Source organism: Ruegeria sp. YTSC199 (genome assembly GCF_059609725.1).
Genome location: NZ_JBXWMF010000012.1, coordinates 61,354 through 79,246, shown reverse-complemented (window position 1 = coordinate 79,246; position 17,893 = coordinate 61,354). Strand labels below are relative to the sequence as shown.

Sequence of the window (17,893 nt, the reverse complement as noted above, 5' to 3'; positions counted from 1 at the left end):
GCCTCCGGGTTCAAGTTTCAGAACGGCTAACAATGATTGAACAGCGGTTCAACAAAAATATTGAATCGCTGTTCAATGATGCCTCTGGCTTTCGCCCCAAGTGCCGTCTAAAAGTGCCCGAAGTCAGGAGATTTCAACCCGTGTCACGTTTGTCAGACATTGAAACCCGCAAGCTCCAGATCATCGAGGCCACCATGGATGTGCTGAATGATCAGGGGTTCTGTTCGCTGAAGATCAGGGATGTGGCGCGTCAGGCAGGTGTCTCAGCCGGATTGGTCTGCCACTATTACGACACCAAACAGGGGCTGCTGCTTGCGGCAATCCGCCATGCGGTGGCGTCCTACGGGGAACAGTTGGATCTGATCGCAGCACAGGAAACCCAGCCCCGGGAAAAGGTTCTGTCGTTGGTGCGCATGGCGCTGGCGCCCGAGCAATCGAACAAACGGCTGTCGTCGGTCTGGCTGACGCTGTATTGCCTTGCCGGGTCGGACGCCGATTGCCATCAGGAACTGCTGCGCTATCAACAGCGGAACCTTGACGTTGTTCGTTTAGCAATCGCACCGCTCTATACCGAAATTGAGGCTGGGCACGTTGCGCGCATGATCGTCGCATTGATTGACGGAGTGTGGCTGCAACACGCAACCCGCGTCGAGCCCGTCGATCTGAATGCCGCGCAGAATCTGGTGGCCACTTTAACGGAACAGGCTCTTTCAGCACACCAAACAAACGGTCCGGACCCGGCGCGCGTAAATTGAGGGATGAACCGGCGTCGGGAATTACCCGCCCACCGAGGACAACCTTGACGGTTCACCGATGCATGTATCGCTGTGAGAAAGGCTTTTCCAGGCATCATACTGCGAAAGGAAAACCTGACCATTCAGCATCTTGGGAAAATGCGTTCGACTCAACCTGTCCATGACCGGACCTTTGACTTCGGACAGATGCAGACCTACCCCCATGTCAGTCAGCCGGTGGTTTATCGCCTCAAGGCTTTCCAGGGCTGAAAAGTCCACCTCGTTCACCGCTGAGAACATCAGCACCACGTTTCGAACCGCGCTCCCTTCGGTCACGCGGCTCTGAATCAACGTCTCCAGAAAACGCGCGTTCACGAAATACAGGCTTTCATCAACGCGAAGCGTCACCAGTGCGGGCACGGTCTCTACCTCATGACGCAGGATATTCCGGAAATGCTGGGTACCGGGGACAAGCCCAACCTCGGCCACATGCGGGCGTGAGGTCTTGTAGAGGTGCAGTAGAACCGAGATCGCCACACCGGACGCCACACCAACTTCGACCCCCAAACCCAGTGTAAGGAGGATAGTTGCCGCAACGGCGATAAAGTCAGCCCGGGAATAACTCCATGTCTTCTTCAGGATGGTTAGGTCCACAAGGCTGAGAACCGCGACGATGATGGTCGCCGCCAGCGTTGCCTTGGGCAGGAAGAAGACCAAAGGTGTCAACGCAACCGCGGCGATGGCCAGACCGATGGCAGTGAAAGCGCCCGCCGCTGGCGTTTCCGCACCGGCATCGAAGTTGACAACCGATCTGGCGAAACCACCGGTGACCGGATACCCCCCGGTAAAGGCGGCGCCCAGATTTGCGGCGCCCAGACCAATCAATTCCTGATCCGGGTCTATGTGCTGACGTTTTTTGGCCGCCAGAGTTTGCGCGACAGAGACGCTTTCGACAAAACCTATGATCGAAATCAGGATGGCGGGGACAGCAAGCGCCCTGATCAGCTCAGTGGAAAACCCCGGCAAGGTCAGGGGCGGCAGGCTTTGGGGGACGCTCCCGACGATTTGCACGCCTTCGGCGGCCAAGTCGAGCCCCCAGACGGCGAAAGTCGTAGCGACCACGGCTGCGACCGGCCCGGCTTTGGTCAGAACATCGGCCAGCACCGGGGGTACACCCAGACGATTCAGAAACGGTCTGAGGTTTTTTCGGACCCAAAACAGAAAACCGGTCGCCAAAACTCCGATTACCAAGGTCACCCAATTGACCTCGGGCAGGTGGCGAAAGATCGAACCCAACATTTCCGGCAGCGTGTGTCCATGTGCACTGACCCCCAGTATATGCTTGACCTGGCTGGTCGCGATCAGAATGCCCGATGCCGTAATGAACCCGGCAATTACCGGATGGCTGAGGAAATTGGCTAGAAAACCAAGGCGCAGAACGCCCATCAGCACAAGGAATCCGCCGGACAAAAAGGCCAGCGTCAGCGCCGCAACAGCATATCCCGCCGTGCCCTGTTCGGCCACCTGCCCGATGGCTGTTGCCGTCAAAAGTGAAACCACCGCCACGGGCCCAACGGCCAGCGCCCGACTGGTGCCAAAAATCGAATACAGCACGATTGGCACGATAGATGCGTAAATCCCTGCCTCGGGAGGCAACCCGGCCAGCAAAGCATAGGCCAGCGATTGCGGGATCAGCATGATCGTCACAATCAATGCCGCAGTAAGGTCGTTCGAAAAGGCACCGCGCGTATAGGTTCGGCCCCAGTCCAGAACAGGGGCATAGTGGCGGAGGTGTTTGATCATCTAATCTTTCCGGCGTTTTAAGCGGGCAGTGCTACCGACACCGCCCGCATGTCCTTGCGCTCAAAAACGCAGGCAGTTTCAATCCCTACTCTGGAGAGACCCTCAGCTTCTCGGGCCGTGCCATCCATTCCTTGCCGCGCAGCATGGCCTTCCAGTAAATCGGTGGCAGCAGGCTTTCCTTCAGGAACCATGCCATGCGGCTCGGCTGTGTGCCGTCGATCAGGAAACGCGGAAAACTTGGCATCAGCGCGCCGCCATAACCGAATTCGGCCAGCACGATCTTGCCGCGCTCAACTGTCAGCGGACAGGACCCATAGCCGTCATACTGCGCCACCGCCGAGCGTCCGGCAATATCGGCCACGATGTTGCCAGCAACGGTCGGAGCCTGTTTGCGGGCCGCAGCGGCGGTTTTTGCATTGGGCGCATTCATAACGTCGCCAAGCGACCAGATATTGTCATAGCTCTTGTGGCGCAGCGTCGACTGATCCACATCGACCCAGCCAGCGGCATCCGCCAGTGGTGAGACACGCACGAAATCAGGGGCGGTCTGGGGCGGGCAAACATGGATCATGTCAAACTCGACCTCGATCCTGCCTGGGTCACTGTCCGGTTTGACCACTTCGAAAACCGCCTTTTTTGCTTGTCCGTCGATCGAAACCAGATTGTGGAAGAAGTTCAGCGTGGCACCGTATTTCTCGACGTAACGTTCCAGCGCCGGGACATAGTCCTTGACCCCGAAAAGCACGCCGCCCGCGTTCATGAACTGGATGTCGATATCTTTCAGCACACCGCGCCGAAACCAGGCATCTCCCGATAGGTACATGGCCTTTTGCGGCGCGCCCGCGCATTTGATCGGCATCGGCGGCTGGGTAAAGAGCGCCCTGCCCTCCTTCATCTCCTGCACCAGTTGCCAAGTGTAAGGCGCAAGGTCATAGCGGTAGTTCGACGTCACGCCATTGCGGCCCAGAGTCTCTTCCAGTCCCTCGACCTTGCCCCAATCCAGCTTCAGCCCGGGGCACACGACAAGACGGTCGTATGTCACCACCCGGCACCCGTCCAGAACGACGGCGTTGTTCTGCGGCTCGAACGCGGCGACAGCGGCCTTGATCCAGTGGACCCCTTTCGGGATCAGGCTGCCCATGGTTTTCGCCGTTGTCTGGGCGTCGAAGATGCCGCCGCCCACCATGGTCCAGCCGGGCTGATAATAGTGAATATCGGCGGGGTCGATCACCGCGATGTCCAGATCGGGTTGCCGCGACTTCAGGCTGGCAGCGACCGAAATGCCGCCCGCACCCGCACCGACAATCACCACCTGGAAATGCGCATCCCCTGTATCGGTAGGGGTTTTGCCACCATTGGCAATACGGCGGGCCACGCCGTTCATGTCATAGCCGGCCGCCTTGGTGGCCATCAGTATCTCAGACATCGGCCGTTTCTTGGCCTCGTGAAACGACCACAGCGTGGCCGAGCGCGTTCCGGTTCGGCAATAGGCCAGCACCGGGCGTTGCAAATCCTCCAACGCCTCGCCAAACGCCGAAACGTCCTGGTCTTTCACCATGCCGGACTGCACGGGAACATAGCGGGCCTCAATCCCCGCAGCCTCGGCTGAGGCGGCAATTTCCTTGAACGAGGGCTGATCTGCGCCTTCGCCATCCGGCCGGTTGCAGATGATCGCGCGGAACCCCTGTGCCGCAATGGTCTGGACGTCATCAACCGTAATCTGCGGGCTGACCGTGAACTTTGGCGATATGGTACGAAGTTCCATGGCTCTCCTCCCTTTTGCGACTTACAGACCGTTGACCGGCACTTTGAGCATCGGGTTCCCGTCCGGGTCGGTGGGCACCTCTCCGGCCCGCATGTTGACCTGCAGGGATGGGATGATGAGGTTGGGCATGGCAAGCGTGGCGTCCCGTTCGGTGCGGAACCTGACGAACTCCTCCTTCGTCCTGCCGCCGCCGACATGGATGTTGTGAGCCTTTTCTTCGGCCACGCTGGTTTCCCAAGCGATATCGCGCCCGTTCGGCCCGTAATCGTGGCACATGAACAGCCGGGTCTCATCGGGCAGGGCCAGAACCTTCTGGATCGAGTCGTATAGAACGCCTGCATCTCCACCCGGAAAATCAGCCCGGGCCGACCCACCGTCGGGCATGAACAACGTGTCGCCGACAAAAGCTGCATTGCCCATCACATGAACCATGCAGGCCGGCGTGTGACCGGGCGTGTACATGGTAAAGGCCTGCATGGTGCCGATCATGTAGGTGTCGCCATCCTCGAACAGGGCATCGAACTGCGACCCGTCACGCTGAAACTCGGTGCCTTCGTTGAAAACCTTTCCGAACGTATCCTGCACCACGGTAATCTTGGCGCCGACCCCGATCTTGCCCCCCAATTTCTCCTGAATGTATGGCGCCGCAGAGAGGTGATCGGCGTGAACATGGGTTTCGATGATCCACTCCAGCTTTAGCCCTTTTTCGGATATCACACGGATCAGTTCATCCGCATGGTCAAAGGTGATGCGGCCCGCCGCATAATCGATATCCATAACGCTGTCGACGATGGCGCAGGCGTTCGAGCTCGGGTCTTTGACGATATAGCTGATGGTATTCGTAGCTGCGTCAAAAAACGCAACAACGTCAGGTTTTACGGCCATGTTCACGGGATAGGTCGTCATGTGTTGTCTCCTCCGGGTCGTATTCAGGGTGTGGCCACCGCTTCAGTTATCCGCAGTCACTGCAGGTTTTCAGGCCGATGATGCGGTAGAGCGGGCAGTTCCCCACGAAGGTCGTCACCGTGAAAACCGCTGCGATGATCAACGCCAGCCAGAACAGGGCGCCGGTGCCAAGCATGGTTGTTCCCAAGGCTGCATAGGCCAGGGCTGCGGCAATCACGATGCGCAGGGCGCGATCAATTTTTCCCATATTTGTGGTCATGTCTCACTCCATCGAGAATCGATGGACGTTCAATCGCACAGACAGAAGCTGAGCTTTGGTGACTTGATCACCAAAGCCGTGAGATTTCGCAATTCAGAAGGGTTCAGGCGGCACTGGCCGCTTTCACCATATGCTCCAAGCCTTCTCGTTCGGTCAGGCGGACCTCGCCGCGGGCCTGCTCGACCCAGCCGCGGCGCTGGAATTCAGACAAGGTACGAGAGACCACTTCGCGCGCGGTTCCCAGTTCAGTGCCCAGAATGGCATGGGTTGCGTGCACAACGTTGTTTCCGTCCGCAAGCTCCAGCAATCGCGCGGCCAGACGTACATCCATGCGCTGAAAAACGATGTCGTCGATCAGTGTGAACAGATCGGTGATCCGCCGGGAATAGGCGGTGAAGACAAACTCGCGGAAAACCGTAGATTTTGCGACCAGGCCGTCAAAGGTATTTCGCGGGATGGCCACGGCAGTAATGTCCGTTTCGGCAATCCCGTCGGCCGAATAGTCCTCGAACGCCAGCATGCAGGCGGTGGTCAAAACACAGCTTTCACCGGCATGAACCCGGTACAAAAAGACCTCTCGGCCGGTATCCGATTTCTGCTGCACCCGTACGGTGCCGTCCAGCAACAGCAATAGGTTGTCCGCCGTCTGGCCCGGCGCAAAGACCTGAGTGCCCGCTGGCAAGGAAACGACCTGACTGCCTGCGACAAGCTCTGCCCGAATGTCTTCAGGCAAACGGCTCAGGCCTTTGAATTTGTCGATCCATGCGTGATCCATGTCTTCCTGCTCATCTATGGTGGCTTGGGACGTTCCACAATAATACGCATTCGTTAAGGTGAAAGCGTATCTGCAGCCCAATGTAAACCATTCAGGCAAATCCCTGATGAATCGAAAAGGTCCTTAGTCTTGTGCCGATAGCAGAGATACAGGGATTCCGGTAAGCCGGCATTATGGCGCGGCCCTGATTTCGTTCGCGACTACGAATTCTCGTTTTCTTTTTCGGGTTCGGGGTGCCCTCGGACACCCTTTGAGTGGAACCGAGTGCTGCAGTTGAGGATCCCCGAACAGAAAACCCAGGATTTCGTCAAGCCAGACAAACCTGATCGCCAAAAGCACCGCCGAAACGCCAGCCGGATTTAGCGGATTTCGTGCCCACGACCCGCATCTGCGCCCGAATTCGCCCGATGTTCGGACTCAAATTGTTTGAGTCCGCCTCTGTAAAATAGTTGGGACTGAAATTGTACGCGCGGTCCGAAAGGGACAGTTTGGAGTTGGATAATGCCCATTCAAACAGTTCATAAAGTTAGCCGCCTGAACTCAGTAAATTTCAGCCAGTTTCCATACTTCCTAGAAGTTTGCGACAAGATCTACGCAAGTCACTCAAGTTTTTCGAGAAACTTGGCAACGACCTCTTCCCACAGGGTCGGCACGTATAGAGCCCAATGTCCGTCTCCGTAGCCCGGAAGCTTGACCAAATGGAGCTGGCTATCGGCGCCAAGCACCTCCATTTCAGCTAGATTTGCACTAAAGTGTTCAACGCTGTAATGCGAGTCTTGCTCACCATAGATCGACAGGACCGGACCGCCGAAAGATCCGATTCGCCTGAACAAGGTTGGGTTGATCGACGGATCACCATGTATTTCATTCACCCAGCCCCCGACAAAGTTGATCACACCCGCAAAATCCTGCGGGGCATGTCCGGCTTGCATGATCGCAACCACACCCCCGCGCGACATGCCGGCCAGCAAGGCTTTGCTTGTTTCTACATCCGGCCTTTGACGCAGCGCCAACAATGCAGCGTTTGCGTCGGCCAGTGCCCTTTCGGCCCCCGGAAGGGACAGGGCAGAATCTCGGGAATACCCTAGCGATCTGTCTTCGGCGAAGCCTTCATCATACAATCCATCGGAACCGCCCCGGCCGCGTCTTTGTGGGTACGCAACCAACCAGCCATCCGCATTCAGAACATCCGCAAACCAGTCATATGACCAGATCCGCCCAAAGTCATTCGGGTCCGTGCCCCGACCGGTTGACCCATGATGGACAATCGCAAGTGGGAACGGCCCTTCTCCTGTCGGGCGATAAACGACAACGGCGAGCCGGATGTTATTGCCGTCTTCAACCAACCCTGTCTGAAGAAATTCAAGCTCACCAATCGAAAACCAGTCATTCGCCGGAGAGGCCAGCAGTTCCGACAGGTTTTGACGCTCGAGGACTGCGAAACCCTTGTTGTCCGCGAATACACCGCGCAAACGCCCCGAAGCCGAAAGCCAATAGCGAGCGGGAAAACCGTCATCGGCAAAGACCAACGTACCGCCTTCGATCCTTGCTTTGCGCCTGAACCAACGGCCCCGGTTTTTCAGGTCATTCCCCACCGCATAAATGACATCCGCACGGCCGTCATGTCCAAGGTTTTCAACAATGAATATGTGCTTCTTTCGATTGTCAAACTTCCCGACCCACGTCCCCGAGAACGGCACATCCACCCGCTCGTAAGAAACCGCATCGTCGGGCAGTGGAACATCGCCCACGAACATAGTTTCCTGCGCGCCCGACATTTCGGTGAGCAAGGTTGAAACAACGAAAACTCGCCCAAGAAAATTCAACATCTCTAAATCCTACGCCGCGCAGCATGGGCGATCCAGAGCTGGTTTCAAAACGCGGCTGCACCTGCCGGTACCGCAGTGGATTGCTTGTCGTCCATATGGTGTAACTGGGTCGGATCACCTTGGTTCAGTACGCGGCAAAGCGCGCGGGGTGCTGGACCAATTGAGTGTTGCGGGCCTGGCTTGCAGCCTGGCTGGAAACGATGTGTTTACCGGATCACCGACGCTGTGCTGGACCTGATGCATTAGGGATATGAAAAAGGACATGGGTCTGCGATCATCCGGCTGACCCAGTCAGACATGCCCGATCGCAAACCCGATCTGCAGGCTTGACGATATTCGACGATCCTACCGGGGTGGATTGATGCGCTTTGCAAGAATACTCCTTCTGGTCATTGGTGCCTTAGCCGCGAACGTTGTTGCTACCCGACCCGCTGACGCGTGTTCGGTGTGCATAACGATGCCCGAAGCATCCCTTGCCGATCACTTGCTTTCTGCTGATGCCATTGTGTTGGCCGGACCAGGACCGGACAACCCGTTTACGTTTGTTCCAAAAGAAATACTTAAAGGAACGGCACAGGACCTCGCAAGATTGCCCGAGATTCCCTTTCTGATCGACAGCACAACACGGGCCGCCTTTCGGGCTGACCCGCAAAAAGCTTTCCTGTTGACATACGGGGCGGCGGAGAAAGATGACGCGGGGCGCAGCCTGTCCCGAAAATGGCGCCGGATTTTCATGTTTACCCCGGAGAGAGCACGTTTTCTAAAAACTCTGATATCTGCAGAAGAGGGCTGGCAGCCGGGCAGTGTCGGCCCAGCCGAACGGATCGCGTTTTTTGCCGCGTATATCTCTCACGAAGACAGGATATTGCGGGATTCCGCGTTGATTGAAATCGATCGTGCTCCGTATGAGCTTGTTCGATCGTTACGAATAAAGGTTCCGATAGATCAACTGCTGCAAGAGTTGCGCGATATCAATCGCATCGGATTTGTCCCAGTTTCCATTCGCCTTTTGGGCTTGCAAACACACGATCCCCAGGCTGTCGCGTTTGTTCGCTCACGTTACCCCCGCGCCTTGCGCACAGACAGCAGCTATTTATACGAATGGACACTGGCGGGGATAGAAGTTGATGGGCCGAAGGCGGTAGACGCCGCCGCCGATGCGTTTGGTACCGGGAACCGAAATCTGGAATATCGGCGCGCTCTTGTTCGTGCGCTGGCGGATGGCGGTACCGCGTCACCAATGCTTCAAGAGCAGATCATCCGGATTTTCTCGCGAGTATTGAAAAACCACAGCGAGTTGGCGCTGGATATCGTGATTGCTTCACGTGACTGGGGTGAGACGCGATTGGACGATCAACTCGAAGCGTTATTGGAACAGGAAGACACCGATCCGATAACGCGGTTCGCTATCCAAACCAAGCTTGCGCCACGAAAGTGAATTCGCACTTTAAGCTTTTCTGACAGCTTGCCGGGACTGAAACTGGCATCAGCAATCGGACAAAGGCAACGGGTTGCCATACACCCAGCACCTGCCGCCCCCTGCCCGAAGCTTATATAGCTGACAGCTGTGGTTGACGCCTTGAACAGTGTCAGCGTCTACAGCCGCATCCAATTTGCAATCCGATCCGGAACACAGCTTGGTTGGCTCCGTTGGGTTGCGTCGCAGCGCTTGATCCCCTTCTTTGATGTCAGAGTGGTGTCGGGACATGACAGTCGTCATATCGACACCCAACATGCTCCTCGACCTCAAGAAGCGGTCCACGCCGAGTGCTCTTCTGTCCAGGCGGCTTAAATTTGGCGCCGTGTCTGCCAACCAACCAGACTAAAGCAACCAAACAAGATCGCGGCGACACAGACAATAGACGGGCCCGCAGGTGTATCGAACACATAAGCAGCCCTCAGCCCCGCAACAGCGGAAAACGCGCCGATCACGGCGGCAATCATAGCCATGGTTTCCGGGGACTTTGCAAGGCTGCGCGCCGCAGCAGCCGGAATGATCAACATCGCCGCGATCAGCAAAACTCCCACCACCTTGATCGCCACGGCCACGGTTACAGCCAGAGAAAGCGTCAGGATCAACTGCTCGCGTTTGGGGTCAAACCCGCTGGCATAGGCCAATTCCTCGTTTAATGTTGCGGTCAACAGTTGAGACCACCTCCACGCAATCAGCGCTACGACAAGCGCAGCACCGCCCCAGATCACCACAAGGTCAGCGCGTGAAACCGCAAGAATATCGCCGAAGAGATATGCCATCAGGTCAATGCGAACGCCCGACAGAAACGAAACCGCCACAAGGCCAAAAGCCAGCGCGGAATGGGCCAAGACCCCCAATAGCGTGTCCATCGCATAGCCACGACCGGCCAACAGGGTGACGGTCAGCGCCATGACCATTGCAACAGCCAGTGCCCCGGTGAAGATCGACATTTGAAAGGTCAGCGAAAGGGCGACACCAAGGATTGCCGCGTGGGCCGTTGCGTCTCCGAAATACGCCATCCGGCGCCAGACGACGAAACACCCAAGCGGGGCTGCGGCAAGGGCAACGCCAACACCCGCAAGTGTCGCGCGGGTCATAAAATCATCAAGCATTATTCCGCAGCTTCCTGAGAGTGGTCACAGCTGTCGTGATCGTGGTCATGATCATGACGATAAAGAGCCAGCGCACCACCGGTACCGGTTCCGAACAGCGCACGGTATTCCGGGGCTGAAGCGACAACGGCGGGCGACCCTTCGCAACAGACGTGCCCGTTCAGACAGATCACCCGGTCCGAGGCACTCATGACCACATGCAATTCGTGGCTTATCATGAGAATGGCACAGCCGGTTTCGCGCCGCACATCTTCGATCTGGCGATAAAACGCAGCTGAACCCGGCTGGTCGAGCCCCTGGGTCGCTTCGTCCAAGAGCAGGATATCCGGCCGATTGATCAGAGCACGGGCCAGCAAAACCCTCTGAAATTGCCCGCCGGACAATTGCGACATCTGACGTTGCAAAAGATCAGGCACACCAGCCGACTCAAGCGCCTCGGCGCAGCTTTTGCGTGAAACACGGTGGGTCAGGCCCATGAAACGTTCAACTGAGATCGGCAGGGTCGGATCGATATGCAGTTTTTGCGGGACATAGCCGATCTTCAGACCAGGCTTGCGGGAAACGGTCCCCACGAATGGCTTGGTTGCACCGATGATAGCCCGCAACAGGCTGGTTTTGCCCGAGCCATTTGGCCCGACAATGGTTACGATCTCTCCAGGTTCTATTGCCATGTCCACATGGCGTAGAATGGTATTTGCACCATAGCGCACGCTGAGATTCTCAACGGTAATAAGTGTCATTTCTACGCCTTTTCGGTGCAGTCTGGGCAAAGCCCCTCGGCTTCTACAACCGTTCGTTCAATCTCGAAACCCGCTGCACGCGCTGCCGCCCCCAAAACGCCCTTGGCCGGGGTCGACTGAGCCTCAGCCACGGCATCGCATTTTCTGCAGATCATGAAGGCCGGAGAATGGGCTGCGCCAGGATTTGAGCAGGCGACAAATGCGTTCAAACGTTCGATCTTGTGCACAAATCCGTTTTGAACAAGAAAGTCGAGGGCCCGGTAAGCCACCGGAGGCTGAGATCCAAAACCCGCGTCGCGCAATCGGTCAAGGATGGCATAGGCCCCAAGCGCCCTATGCTCTTGCAGCAACATCTCCAGAACCTTGTGTCGCACCGGGGTCAGACGCAGCCCTTCCTGTTTGCAGTGGGCTTCCGCTGTGGCCAGCGCGGTCTCAACGCAATGCTCGTGATCATGTTCCTGAAACCCGACCGGGGCCATCTTGTCGACTGGCATGGGTTGCGCGTCACTTGTCATGTTATTCCATATCATGTATGCGGCTCGTAACGTTATAAAATCACACAGAGGGTCTGATGTCCAGAAAGCTTCTCCCAGTATCGATCTCGGCTGCACTTATGGGTGGAACGGCCATGGCGGATGTTCCGAACGTAGCCGTCGATATCGCGCCGGTCCATTCGCTGGTCGCCCGCGTAATGGACGGTGTTGGAACACCTGACCTGATCATCCAGGCGGGTGGCTCGCCCCACGAATACAACCTGCGCCCATCGGAAGCCGCCGCACTGCAAGAGGCAGATCTGGTGTTCTGGATCGGCGAAGACCTGACACCTTGGCTGCAAGACGCGGTCGGGACCCTCGCAGATGGCGCAACCGTCACATCGTTGCTTGACTCGGACGGCACGGTTCGCCTGGATTTCCGCGAAAACGTCTTGTTCGAGGCGCATGATCATGACCGCGGCGACGAGCATGCCGAAGATAGTGAGCATGCGGACGAAGATGAACATGATCACAACGACCACGATGATCACGGTCATGATGCCGAGCATGATCACGAGGATCACGCCAAGCACGACGATCATGACCATGATGACCATGATGACCATGATGACCATGATCACGAAGATCATGCTGAAAACGAAGGGCACGATGATCACCACGATCACGCACATGGCGACCATGACCCCCATGCCTGGTTGTCTCCGGCAAACGCAGAAACATGGCTGAACGTGATTGCGGCGCAACTATCGGCAGCTGATCCGGACAACGCGGGTGCGTATTTTGCAAATGCCGCGGCTGCACGCGAAGAAATGGCGGCACTCTCTGCCGAAGTGGTAGAGACTCTGGAGCCGGTCCGTGGCGGCAGCTTCATCGTGTTCCATGACGCCTACCAGTATTTCGAAGATGCATTCAACTTCCCGGCCTCGGGCGCGATTTCCCTCAGCGACGCATCCGACCCAAGCCCGGCGCGTATTGCCGAAATTCAGGACCGTATCCGCGAAGAGGGTATCGACTGCGTCATGACCGAACCGCAGTTCAACCCCGGAATCGTTGCAACCGTTCTGTCTGGCATCGAAGCCAACACCGGGGTAATGGACCCACTTGGTTCTGATCTTGAGCCCGGCGCGGAACTCTATCCGCAAGTTATCCGCAACATGGCGCATACACTGGCCGAGTGCCTCTAAACCGCAGCCCGGCTGAAGTTGCGATTTCGGCCGGGCCAACCACCTCCTACTGCACGCGACGAACCGGATGCCATACTCCAACCGACTGCGCCCCTGCATCAATTCCCAAGGCGCATTAGGTTTCGTTTCCACCTGCATGTTTTAGCCCGCGTTGTGACAGTGCATTGGACAGCTTGTGTTGTTTTTTTTCTTTTTGTTATGATATCACATAATGAAAATAGGAGAGAATGGTGATTTCCCAGGACGCACAAGACGCAGACCTAACAAAAGACAGACGGTTACCTGTCACTGTTCTGACGGGCTTTCTGGGTGCGGGGAAGACAACGCTCTTGAACGCGGTACTGTCAGAGTCATCTACCGGGAAAATCGCGGTCATCGTGAATGAATTCGGCGAGGCCGGGCTGGACCATGATTTGATCGAATCCGTTGAGGATGAGGTCATCCTGATGCAATCCGGCTGTCTGTGCTGTTCCATTCGGGGGGATCTGGCCGGAACCATCGCAGATTTAATCGAGCGGCGGGACGACGGGCTGCTTAAGTTTGAACGAATTGTAATCGAAACGACGGGTCTTGCTGACCCCGGCCCCATCCTGCAGACGCTACTGATTGATCCCGAACTGGGGCGCAGAACCCGCATGGATGGCTTGGTGACCGTCGTAGATGCAGCCAATGGCCCCGAGACTCTGGATGCGCAGTTCGAAGCGGTCTCACAAGTTGCAATGGCCGATCTGATCCTGCTCAGCAAAACCGATCTTGTTTCCAAGGCGGCAGCGGATGCCTTTGCCAAGCGATTGAATGCGCTCAACCCCACAGCCCGGATCGAGTGCCCCGTCGCTGGCCAGTTCGATCCAAATAAACTCTGGAGGTTGAGTGGCTTGCGCAAGGGTGTAGCTCAGGAAGACGCAATCCTATGGGCGACGCCGACCGCTTCCGCCAAGCCAGGCCCGTTTGCTAACCTGTCCGGGCTGTCCAAGCCCAAACCGGTGACTTTTGCACCGACACATCATCATCCCCGGATCAGTTCCGCCTCGATCATTCTGGATGTACCGATCAAGGACTCGGTTTTTGACTACTGGCTGGACACCCTGGTTGCGCTGAAGGGCCCTGACATTCTGCGCGTCAAAGGAATTGTATTCCTCGAAGGCATCGAGGTGCCATTCGTATTTCACGGCGTACAGCACATCTTCGACCCGCCTGTTCCGCTGAAAAACTGGATCGGGGATGACCGCCGCTCGCGCATCGTGGTCATTGCCCGTGATCTCAGCCGTCCCGAACTGAAGCGCAGCCTCGACATGTTGCGCGCCCATCAACCCAACACCGCAACGAAGGAAGAACTTCTGAGCCATGACTGATACCCGTCTTCCCGTCACCGTCCTGTCCGGCTTCCTCGGGGCCGGAAAAACCACCCTGCTGAACCGTGTGCTGAACAACCGTGAAGGCCGACGTGTTGCCGTGATCGTCAACGATATGTCCGAAGTGAATATCGACGCTGACCTGGTGCGCGCCGAAACCAAGTTGAGCCGCACCGATGAAACGTTGGTCGAGATGTCGAACGGCTGCATCTGCTGCACCCTGCGCGATGACCTGCTGGATGAAGTACGTCGGCTGGCGGCTGAAGGCCGGTTCGACTACCTGCTGATCGAGTCCACGGGTATCTCGGAACCCCTGCCCGTTGCTGCAACCTTTGATTTCCGGGACGAGGATGGCAACAGCCTCTCCGATGTCGCCCGCCTTGACACCATGGTTACGGTCGTTGATGCCGTGAACCTGCTCAAGGACTTCTCCAGCCATGAATTCCTGCATGACCGCGGCGAAACAATGGGCGAAGACGATGAGCGCACTCTGGTGCATCTACTGACGGATCAGATCGAATTTGCAGACGTGGTCATTCTCAACAAGATCGACGATGCCGGGCCGGAACGTACCGATGCCGCGCGAAAGATTATCCGTAGCCTGAATGCGGACGCAGTTATCTTGGAGACAAACCATTCCGACGTCGACAGCGACACCATTCTGGACACCGGCTTGTTCGATTTCGAAGTGGCTCATCAGCACCCAATGTGGGCCAAAGAGCTCTACGGTTTCGCCGACCATGTTCCGGAAACCGAGGAATACGGTGTTTCGTCCTATGTCTACCGCGCACGACAGCCGTTTGAGCCCGAGAAAATTCTGACCCTGCTCAACGGAGACTTGCCCGGTGTGATCCGAGCAAAGGGCCATTTCTGGATTGCGACGCGGCCTGAATGGGTGGCTGAGTTTTCCCTCGCGGGCGCCCTTTCGAGCGTTCAACCGATCGGCACCTGGTGGGCGTCCGTGCCGGATAGCCAGTGGCCCGACCACCCGTCGGTGCTGGACTACATCAAACAGCATTGGACCCAGCCATGGGGCGACCGGCGGCAAGAGATCGTCTTCATCGGAGCGGGTATCGGCTGGCCGGTGCTGAAATCCCGGCTCGACGCCTGTTTGCTGTCAGAGGTCGTCGCACCCGGGCCGGACAATCTGCCAACTGATCTGCCCGATCCGTTCCCGCTGTGGCGCCGGGTGGAGGATGCCGCGTGAACTCTGTCCGAACAGAATTGAAAGATGCGGCGGTGGGTGTCGGTGTTGCCGACACCCCCGAAGGACTGGCAAAAATCGAAATGCCGGGATGCGCCGCGACAATCTGGCGGCGTCAGCCTGGTATCGGGTTTCAGGCATGGGTCGACGCGCTCGACCCATCAAAACTTCCCAGCGCGCGGCTCATCCTGCGTCCGGAGGCAATACCAAATGCCGCACAGCATTTATGCGACATCGCGGGTATGGAAGACACGGCTGAGCGCAGCTGGTTCCAGAACGATATCGCCGATTTAGCCGCACATTTCGCCAAGATGATGCGCGCGCCTTTATTGCGCCTACGTCTGGACACGATCACCACCAACGCCTGCCGGAAGTTCCACATCGACGCAATCTATGCCCGCCTGATCTGCACCTATCGGGGCACAGGCACACAATACGGAATTTCGACAGATGGCGCAGACCCAAAGCGGGTTTTCACTGTCCCGACCGGCGCGCCGATGGTCATGCGCGGCACACTCTGGCCGCAGAATCCACCCGTCGGCCTGGTGCATCGCTCGCCACCGATCGCGGGTACGGGCGAAACGCGTCTGATTCTTGTACTGGATCCGGTTTTTGACATCGACGAGGCCGAATGATGGGCCGCAATCTTGGTCAGACAAACCTCCGGAAACGGCGTCGCCGAGAGGACCCGATGCGCGAATTCGACCGCCTTCCCCCAGTTTTACGCGCGTGGGTGGCGCAAGCCTCCCTGCCCTGGCGTCCACGCTCAGTTCTTCGAGCCTACAACAATGCACTGGCTCGGACGGGTGACCAAAGGCATGCGCTGGAGGAGTTGAGACGCCTTGAGTCTGTGCTCTTAGCAAAAGACACGGTAAAAGCGACAGCCATGTGATCACCACCGGATGATGATGGGGCCTATCGCCAATTTACCCACAGGCGGATCGGGCAAATGGTGCAGCGATGGTCAGTATGTGCTTGATGGATCCTGCTGTGCTAAAGTGGTCTTGGCCATGCCCAGGTGATACATGTATCAACACTGACCGGTAGGCGGATTTTATCACTGCCAAAACAGGCGCACGGGTCGGCGATGCCTGCAGGATCTTTATGCCCAGTGGGTTGTTGCAAATGATTTGCACCCTGGACTTGATGGGCACCAAACAATTTTGCTGAGATTACCTCTGGCGTGATCCCTGTGAATTGACCAATCCCAAGTGGATGTCGTGTCGGAAAGACTGTGGAAACGGTATCATTCTGTTCGCATCTTCATCCCATAGTCGCCACCGCAAACAATCCACAGAGTCCTTCAGCCCTATGGCCGCGCTGTTCCATTCATCGGCTATTGCGTCATTGCATTCCTTCAGGCGATAGCACGGGATCTTTGCATTGTAGTGATGCAGATCGTGAAACCCAAAATTCAAGAGTACAAAATCAACAAGAACTCCCAGCCGGAGTGAACTTGCACCATTCAAAGCCGCGGCATGAGCGTTTTTTTCACCTGAATCCCGCCAATAGGTTTCTTCGAAATTGTGACCAACGTAGACGACGAAAATGCCAAAACTGCCCGCAAAGACACTCCCCAGGATCAGGGCAAAAAACGCCCACCACCCCAAGAATGAAATCACCAGGAACCAAAATCCAAACATTGCGATATTCTGAAGCAACACATCCCGAACACTGACTTTCAGCGTATTTCTGGGCCAGCGGTACTGAACAAAGTAGACCAGCAGCGGCCCAAGAAGGAACAATGTGATCGGATGCCTGTAGATGCGATAGAACAGTTTTTGGGAAACGGGCGCGGCCTCATATTCGCGCCGTGTCATTACAAAAACCTCGTGGACATCACGGTGCTCCAGATCACCGAGGTGCAAGTGGTGTAAATTGTGATTGTACCTCAGGACACTGTGCGCAATTCCCGAAAAAATCGACAGGCAGTTGCCGAGAAGATCGTTCAGTTTTCGATCCGAGAAATAGCTATAGTGCCCACAATCATGCTGGATCGAGTAAAGCCTCAGAATACCTGCTCCGAAGAGAAGCGCGCCACCAATCAGCGCCAACCAGGATCCGGCAAAGACGACGGGAACACCCAACCCAAGCGCGACAATAATCACACTGATCGCCAAGGCTTTGCAGGCCGACCAATCGTCTGCTTGTGCAAACTCGCGCGGAACTTTGATCGAGTTCATACTTAATCGCTGCGTAAAATCTGCCAATTTGGAAGCACTGTGCCATCAACAACCTGATCTTAGCAAGTGTCGGGCCACC

Annotated in this window: 17 protein-coding genes; 7 read left to right on the top strand and 10 right to left on the bottom strand. The window is 56.8% G+C overall.

Annotated elements, in window-relative coordinates; genetic code table 11:
- Positions 1-140: 140 nt before the first annotated feature.
- Positions 141-755 carry a TetR family transcriptional regulator C-terminal domain-containing protein gene (locus AC2FEE_RS13160; RefSeq protein WP_496865781.1) on the top strand — a complete coding sequence of 205 codons (615 nt, stop codon included), beginning with the start codon at positions 141-143 and terminating at the stop codon, positions 753-755.
- 21 nt (positions 756-776) lie between these two features.
- On the opposite strand, the gene AC2FEE_RS13155 is transcribed toward AC2FEE_RS13160, so the two are convergent.
- The 6 genes from AC2FEE_RS13155 to AC2FEE_RS13130 form a co-directional block, all read right to left on the bottom strand.
- Positions 777-2,537, bottom strand: a complete 1,761-nt coding sequence (locus AC2FEE_RS13155) for a SulP family inorganic anion transporter (RefSeq protein ID WP_496865780.1) — start codon at positions 2,535-2,537, stop codon at positions 777-779.
- An 85-nt stretch (positions 2,538-2,622) separates the two neighbouring features.
- The gene (locus AC2FEE_RS13150; protein ID WP_496865779.1) at positions 2,623-4,302 is read right to left on the bottom strand and encodes a bifunctional protein tyrosine phosphatase family protein/NAD(P)/FAD-dependent oxidoreductase; all 1,680 of its coding nucleotides are present in this window, start codon (positions 4,300-4,302) and stop codon (positions 2,623-2,625) included.
- 21 nt (positions 4,303-4,323) lie between these two features.
- Positions 4,324-5,208 carry an MBL fold metallo-hydrolase gene (locus AC2FEE_RS13145; protein WP_496865778.1) on the bottom strand — a complete coding sequence of 295 codons (885 nt, stop codon included), beginning with the start codon at positions 5,206-5,208 and terminating at the stop codon, positions 4,324-4,326.
- Between the two features lie 46 nt (positions 5,209-5,254).
- A complete protein-coding gene (locus AC2FEE_RS13140; protein WP_496865777.1) occupies positions 5,255-5,467 on the bottom strand; it encodes a YgaP family membrane protein in 213 nt (70 codons plus the stop codon).
- A 103-nt stretch (positions 5,468-5,570) separates the two neighbouring features.
- Complete coding sequence (locus AC2FEE_RS13135) at positions 5,571-6,242, bottom strand: Crp/Fnr family transcriptional regulator (protein ID WP_496865776.1); 672 nt, start codon at positions 6,240-6,242, stop codon at positions 5,571-5,573.
- A gap of 599 nt (positions 6,243-6,841) precedes the next feature.
- Entirely contained in the window at positions 6,842-8,071 is a 1,230-nt protein-coding gene (locus AC2FEE_RS13130; RefSeq protein ID WP_496865775.1) for an alpha/beta hydrolase family protein, read from the bottom strand.
- A 361-nt stretch (positions 8,072-8,432) separates the two neighbouring features.
- Between AC2FEE_RS13130 and AC2FEE_RS13125 the strand changes: the two genes are divergently transcribed.
- Positions 8,433-9,509 (top strand): hypothetical protein, encoded by a 1,077-nt coding sequence (locus tag AC2FEE_RS13125; RefSeq protein ID WP_496865774.1) that lies wholly within the window; start codon positions 8,433-8,435, stop codon positions 9,507-9,509.
- Between the two features lie 350 nt (positions 9,510-9,859).
- Here the strand turns inward: AC2FEE_RS13125 and AC2FEE_RS13120 are convergent, their stop codons facing one another.
- Genes AC2FEE_RS13120 through AC2FEE_RS13110 form a run of 3 tightly spaced genes read right to left on the bottom strand, consistent with a single transcriptional unit; the run spans position 9,860 to position 11,912 of the window.
- Positions 9,860-10,657, bottom strand: coding sequence for an iron chelate uptake ABC transporter family permease subunit (locus AC2FEE_RS13120; protein WP_496865773.1), 798 nt, complete (start codon positions 10,655-10,657; stop codon positions 9,860-9,862).
- Positions 10,657-11,397: a metal ABC transporter ATP-binding protein gene (locus tag AC2FEE_RS13115; protein ID WP_496865772.1), complete on the bottom strand. Its 741-nt coding sequence runs from the start codon at positions 11,395-11,397 to the stop codon at positions 10,657-10,659. The genes AC2FEE_RS13120 and AC2FEE_RS13115 overlap by 1 nt, the downstream gene beginning before the upstream one ends.
- A gap of 2 nt (positions 11,398-11,399) precedes the next feature.
- Complete coding sequence (locus tag AC2FEE_RS13110) at positions 11,400-11,912, bottom strand: transcriptional repressor (RefSeq protein WP_496865841.1); 513 nt, start codon at positions 11,910-11,912, stop codon at positions 11,400-11,402.
- A gap of 56 nt (positions 11,913-11,968) precedes the next feature.
- On the opposite strand from AC2FEE_RS13110, the gene AC2FEE_RS13105 reads away from it, so the two are divergent.
- The 5 genes from AC2FEE_RS13105 (at position 11,969) to AC2FEE_RS13085 (ending at position 16,523) form a co-directional block, all read left to right on the top strand.
- Positions 11,969-13,075, top strand: coding sequence for a zinc ABC transporter substrate-binding protein (locus tag AC2FEE_RS13105; RefSeq protein WP_496865771.1), 1,107 nt, complete (start codon positions 11,969-11,971; stop codon positions 13,073-13,075).
- A gap of 230 nt (positions 13,076-13,305) precedes the next feature.
- Positions 13,306-14,427, top strand: coding sequence for a CobW family GTP-binding protein (locus AC2FEE_RS13100; protein WP_496865770.1), 1,122 nt, complete (start codon positions 13,306-13,308; stop codon positions 14,425-14,427).
- Entirely contained in the window at positions 14,420-15,634 is a 1,215-nt protein-coding gene (locus tag AC2FEE_RS13095; RefSeq protein WP_496865769.1) for a GTP-binding protein, read from the top strand. Before AC2FEE_RS13100 ends, AC2FEE_RS13095 begins: the two co-directional genes overlap by 8 nt.
- A complete protein-coding gene (locus tag AC2FEE_RS13090; RefSeq protein WP_496865768.1) occupies positions 15,631-16,266 on the top strand; it encodes a DUF1826 domain-containing protein in 636 nt (211 codons plus the stop codon). The genes AC2FEE_RS13095 and AC2FEE_RS13090 overlap by 4 nt, the downstream gene beginning before the upstream one ends.
- Complete coding sequence (locus AC2FEE_RS13085) at positions 16,263-16,523, top strand: DUF6525 family protein (RefSeq protein WP_496865767.1); 261 nt, start codon at positions 16,263-16,265, stop codon at positions 16,521-16,523. The genes AC2FEE_RS13090 and AC2FEE_RS13085 overlap by 4 nt, the downstream gene beginning before the upstream one ends.
- 280 nt (positions 16,524-16,803) lie before the next feature.
- On the opposite strand, the gene AC2FEE_RS13080 is transcribed toward AC2FEE_RS13085, so the two are convergent.
- Entirely contained in the window at positions 16,804-17,841 is a 1,038-nt protein-coding gene (locus AC2FEE_RS13080) for a fatty acid desaturase (protein ID WP_496865766.1), read from the bottom strand.
- Between the last annotated feature and the right edge of the window lie 52 nt (positions 17,842-17,893).

Excerpts from the sequence above, each read along its gene's own strand:
- AC2FEE_RS13140 (WP_496865777.1), bottom strand. The coding sequence starts at position 5,467 with ATGACCACAAATATGGGAAAAATTGATCGCGCCCTGCGCATCGTGATT.
- AC2FEE_RS13155 (WP_496865780.1), bottom strand. The coding sequence starts at position 2,537 with ATGATCAAACACCTCCGCCACTATGCCCCTGTTCTGGACTGGGGCCGA.
- AC2FEE_RS13150 (WP_496865779.1), bottom strand. The coding sequence starts at position 4,302 with ATGGAACTTCGTACCATATCGCCAAAGTTCACGGTCAGCCCGCAGATT.
- AC2FEE_RS13145 (WP_496865778.1), bottom strand. The coding sequence starts at position 5,208 with ATGACGACCTATCCCGTGAACATGGCCGTAAAACCTGACGTTGTTGCG.
- AC2FEE_RS13105 (WP_496865771.1), top strand. The coding sequence starts at position 11,969 with ATGTCCAGAAAGCTTCTCCCAGTATCGATCTCGGCTGCACTTATGGGT.
- AC2FEE_RS13085 (WP_496865767.1), top strand. The coding sequence starts at position 16,263 with ATGATGGGCCGCAATCTTGGTCAGACAAACCTCCGGAAACGGCGTCGC.
- AC2FEE_RS13130 (WP_496865775.1), bottom strand. The coding sequence starts at position 8,071 with ATGTTGAATTTTCTTGGGCGAGTTTTCGTTGTTTCAACCTTGCTCACC.
- AC2FEE_RS13110 (WP_496865841.1), bottom strand. The coding sequence starts at position 11,912 with ATGACAAGTGACGCGCAACCCATGCCAGTCGACAAGATGGCCCCGGTC.
- AC2FEE_RS13135 (WP_496865776.1), bottom strand. The coding sequence starts at position 6,242 with ATGGATCACGCATGGATCGACAAATTCAAAGGCCTGAGCCGTTTGCCT.
- AC2FEE_RS13095 (WP_496865769.1), top strand. The coding sequence starts at position 14,420 with ATGACTGATACCCGTCTTCCCGTCACCGTCCTGTCCGGCTTCCTCGGG.
- AC2FEE_RS13115 (WP_496865772.1), bottom strand. The coding sequence starts at position 11,397 with ATGACACTTATTACCGTTGAGAATCTCAGCGTGCGCTATGGTGCAAAT.
- AC2FEE_RS13120 (WP_496865773.1), bottom strand. The coding sequence starts at position 10,657 with ATGCTTGATGATTTTATGACCCGCGCGACACTTGCGGGTGTTGGCGTT.
- AC2FEE_RS13125 (WP_496865774.1), top strand. The coding sequence starts at position 8,433 with ATGCGCTTTGCAAGAATACTCCTTCTGGTCATTGGTGCCTTAGCCGCG.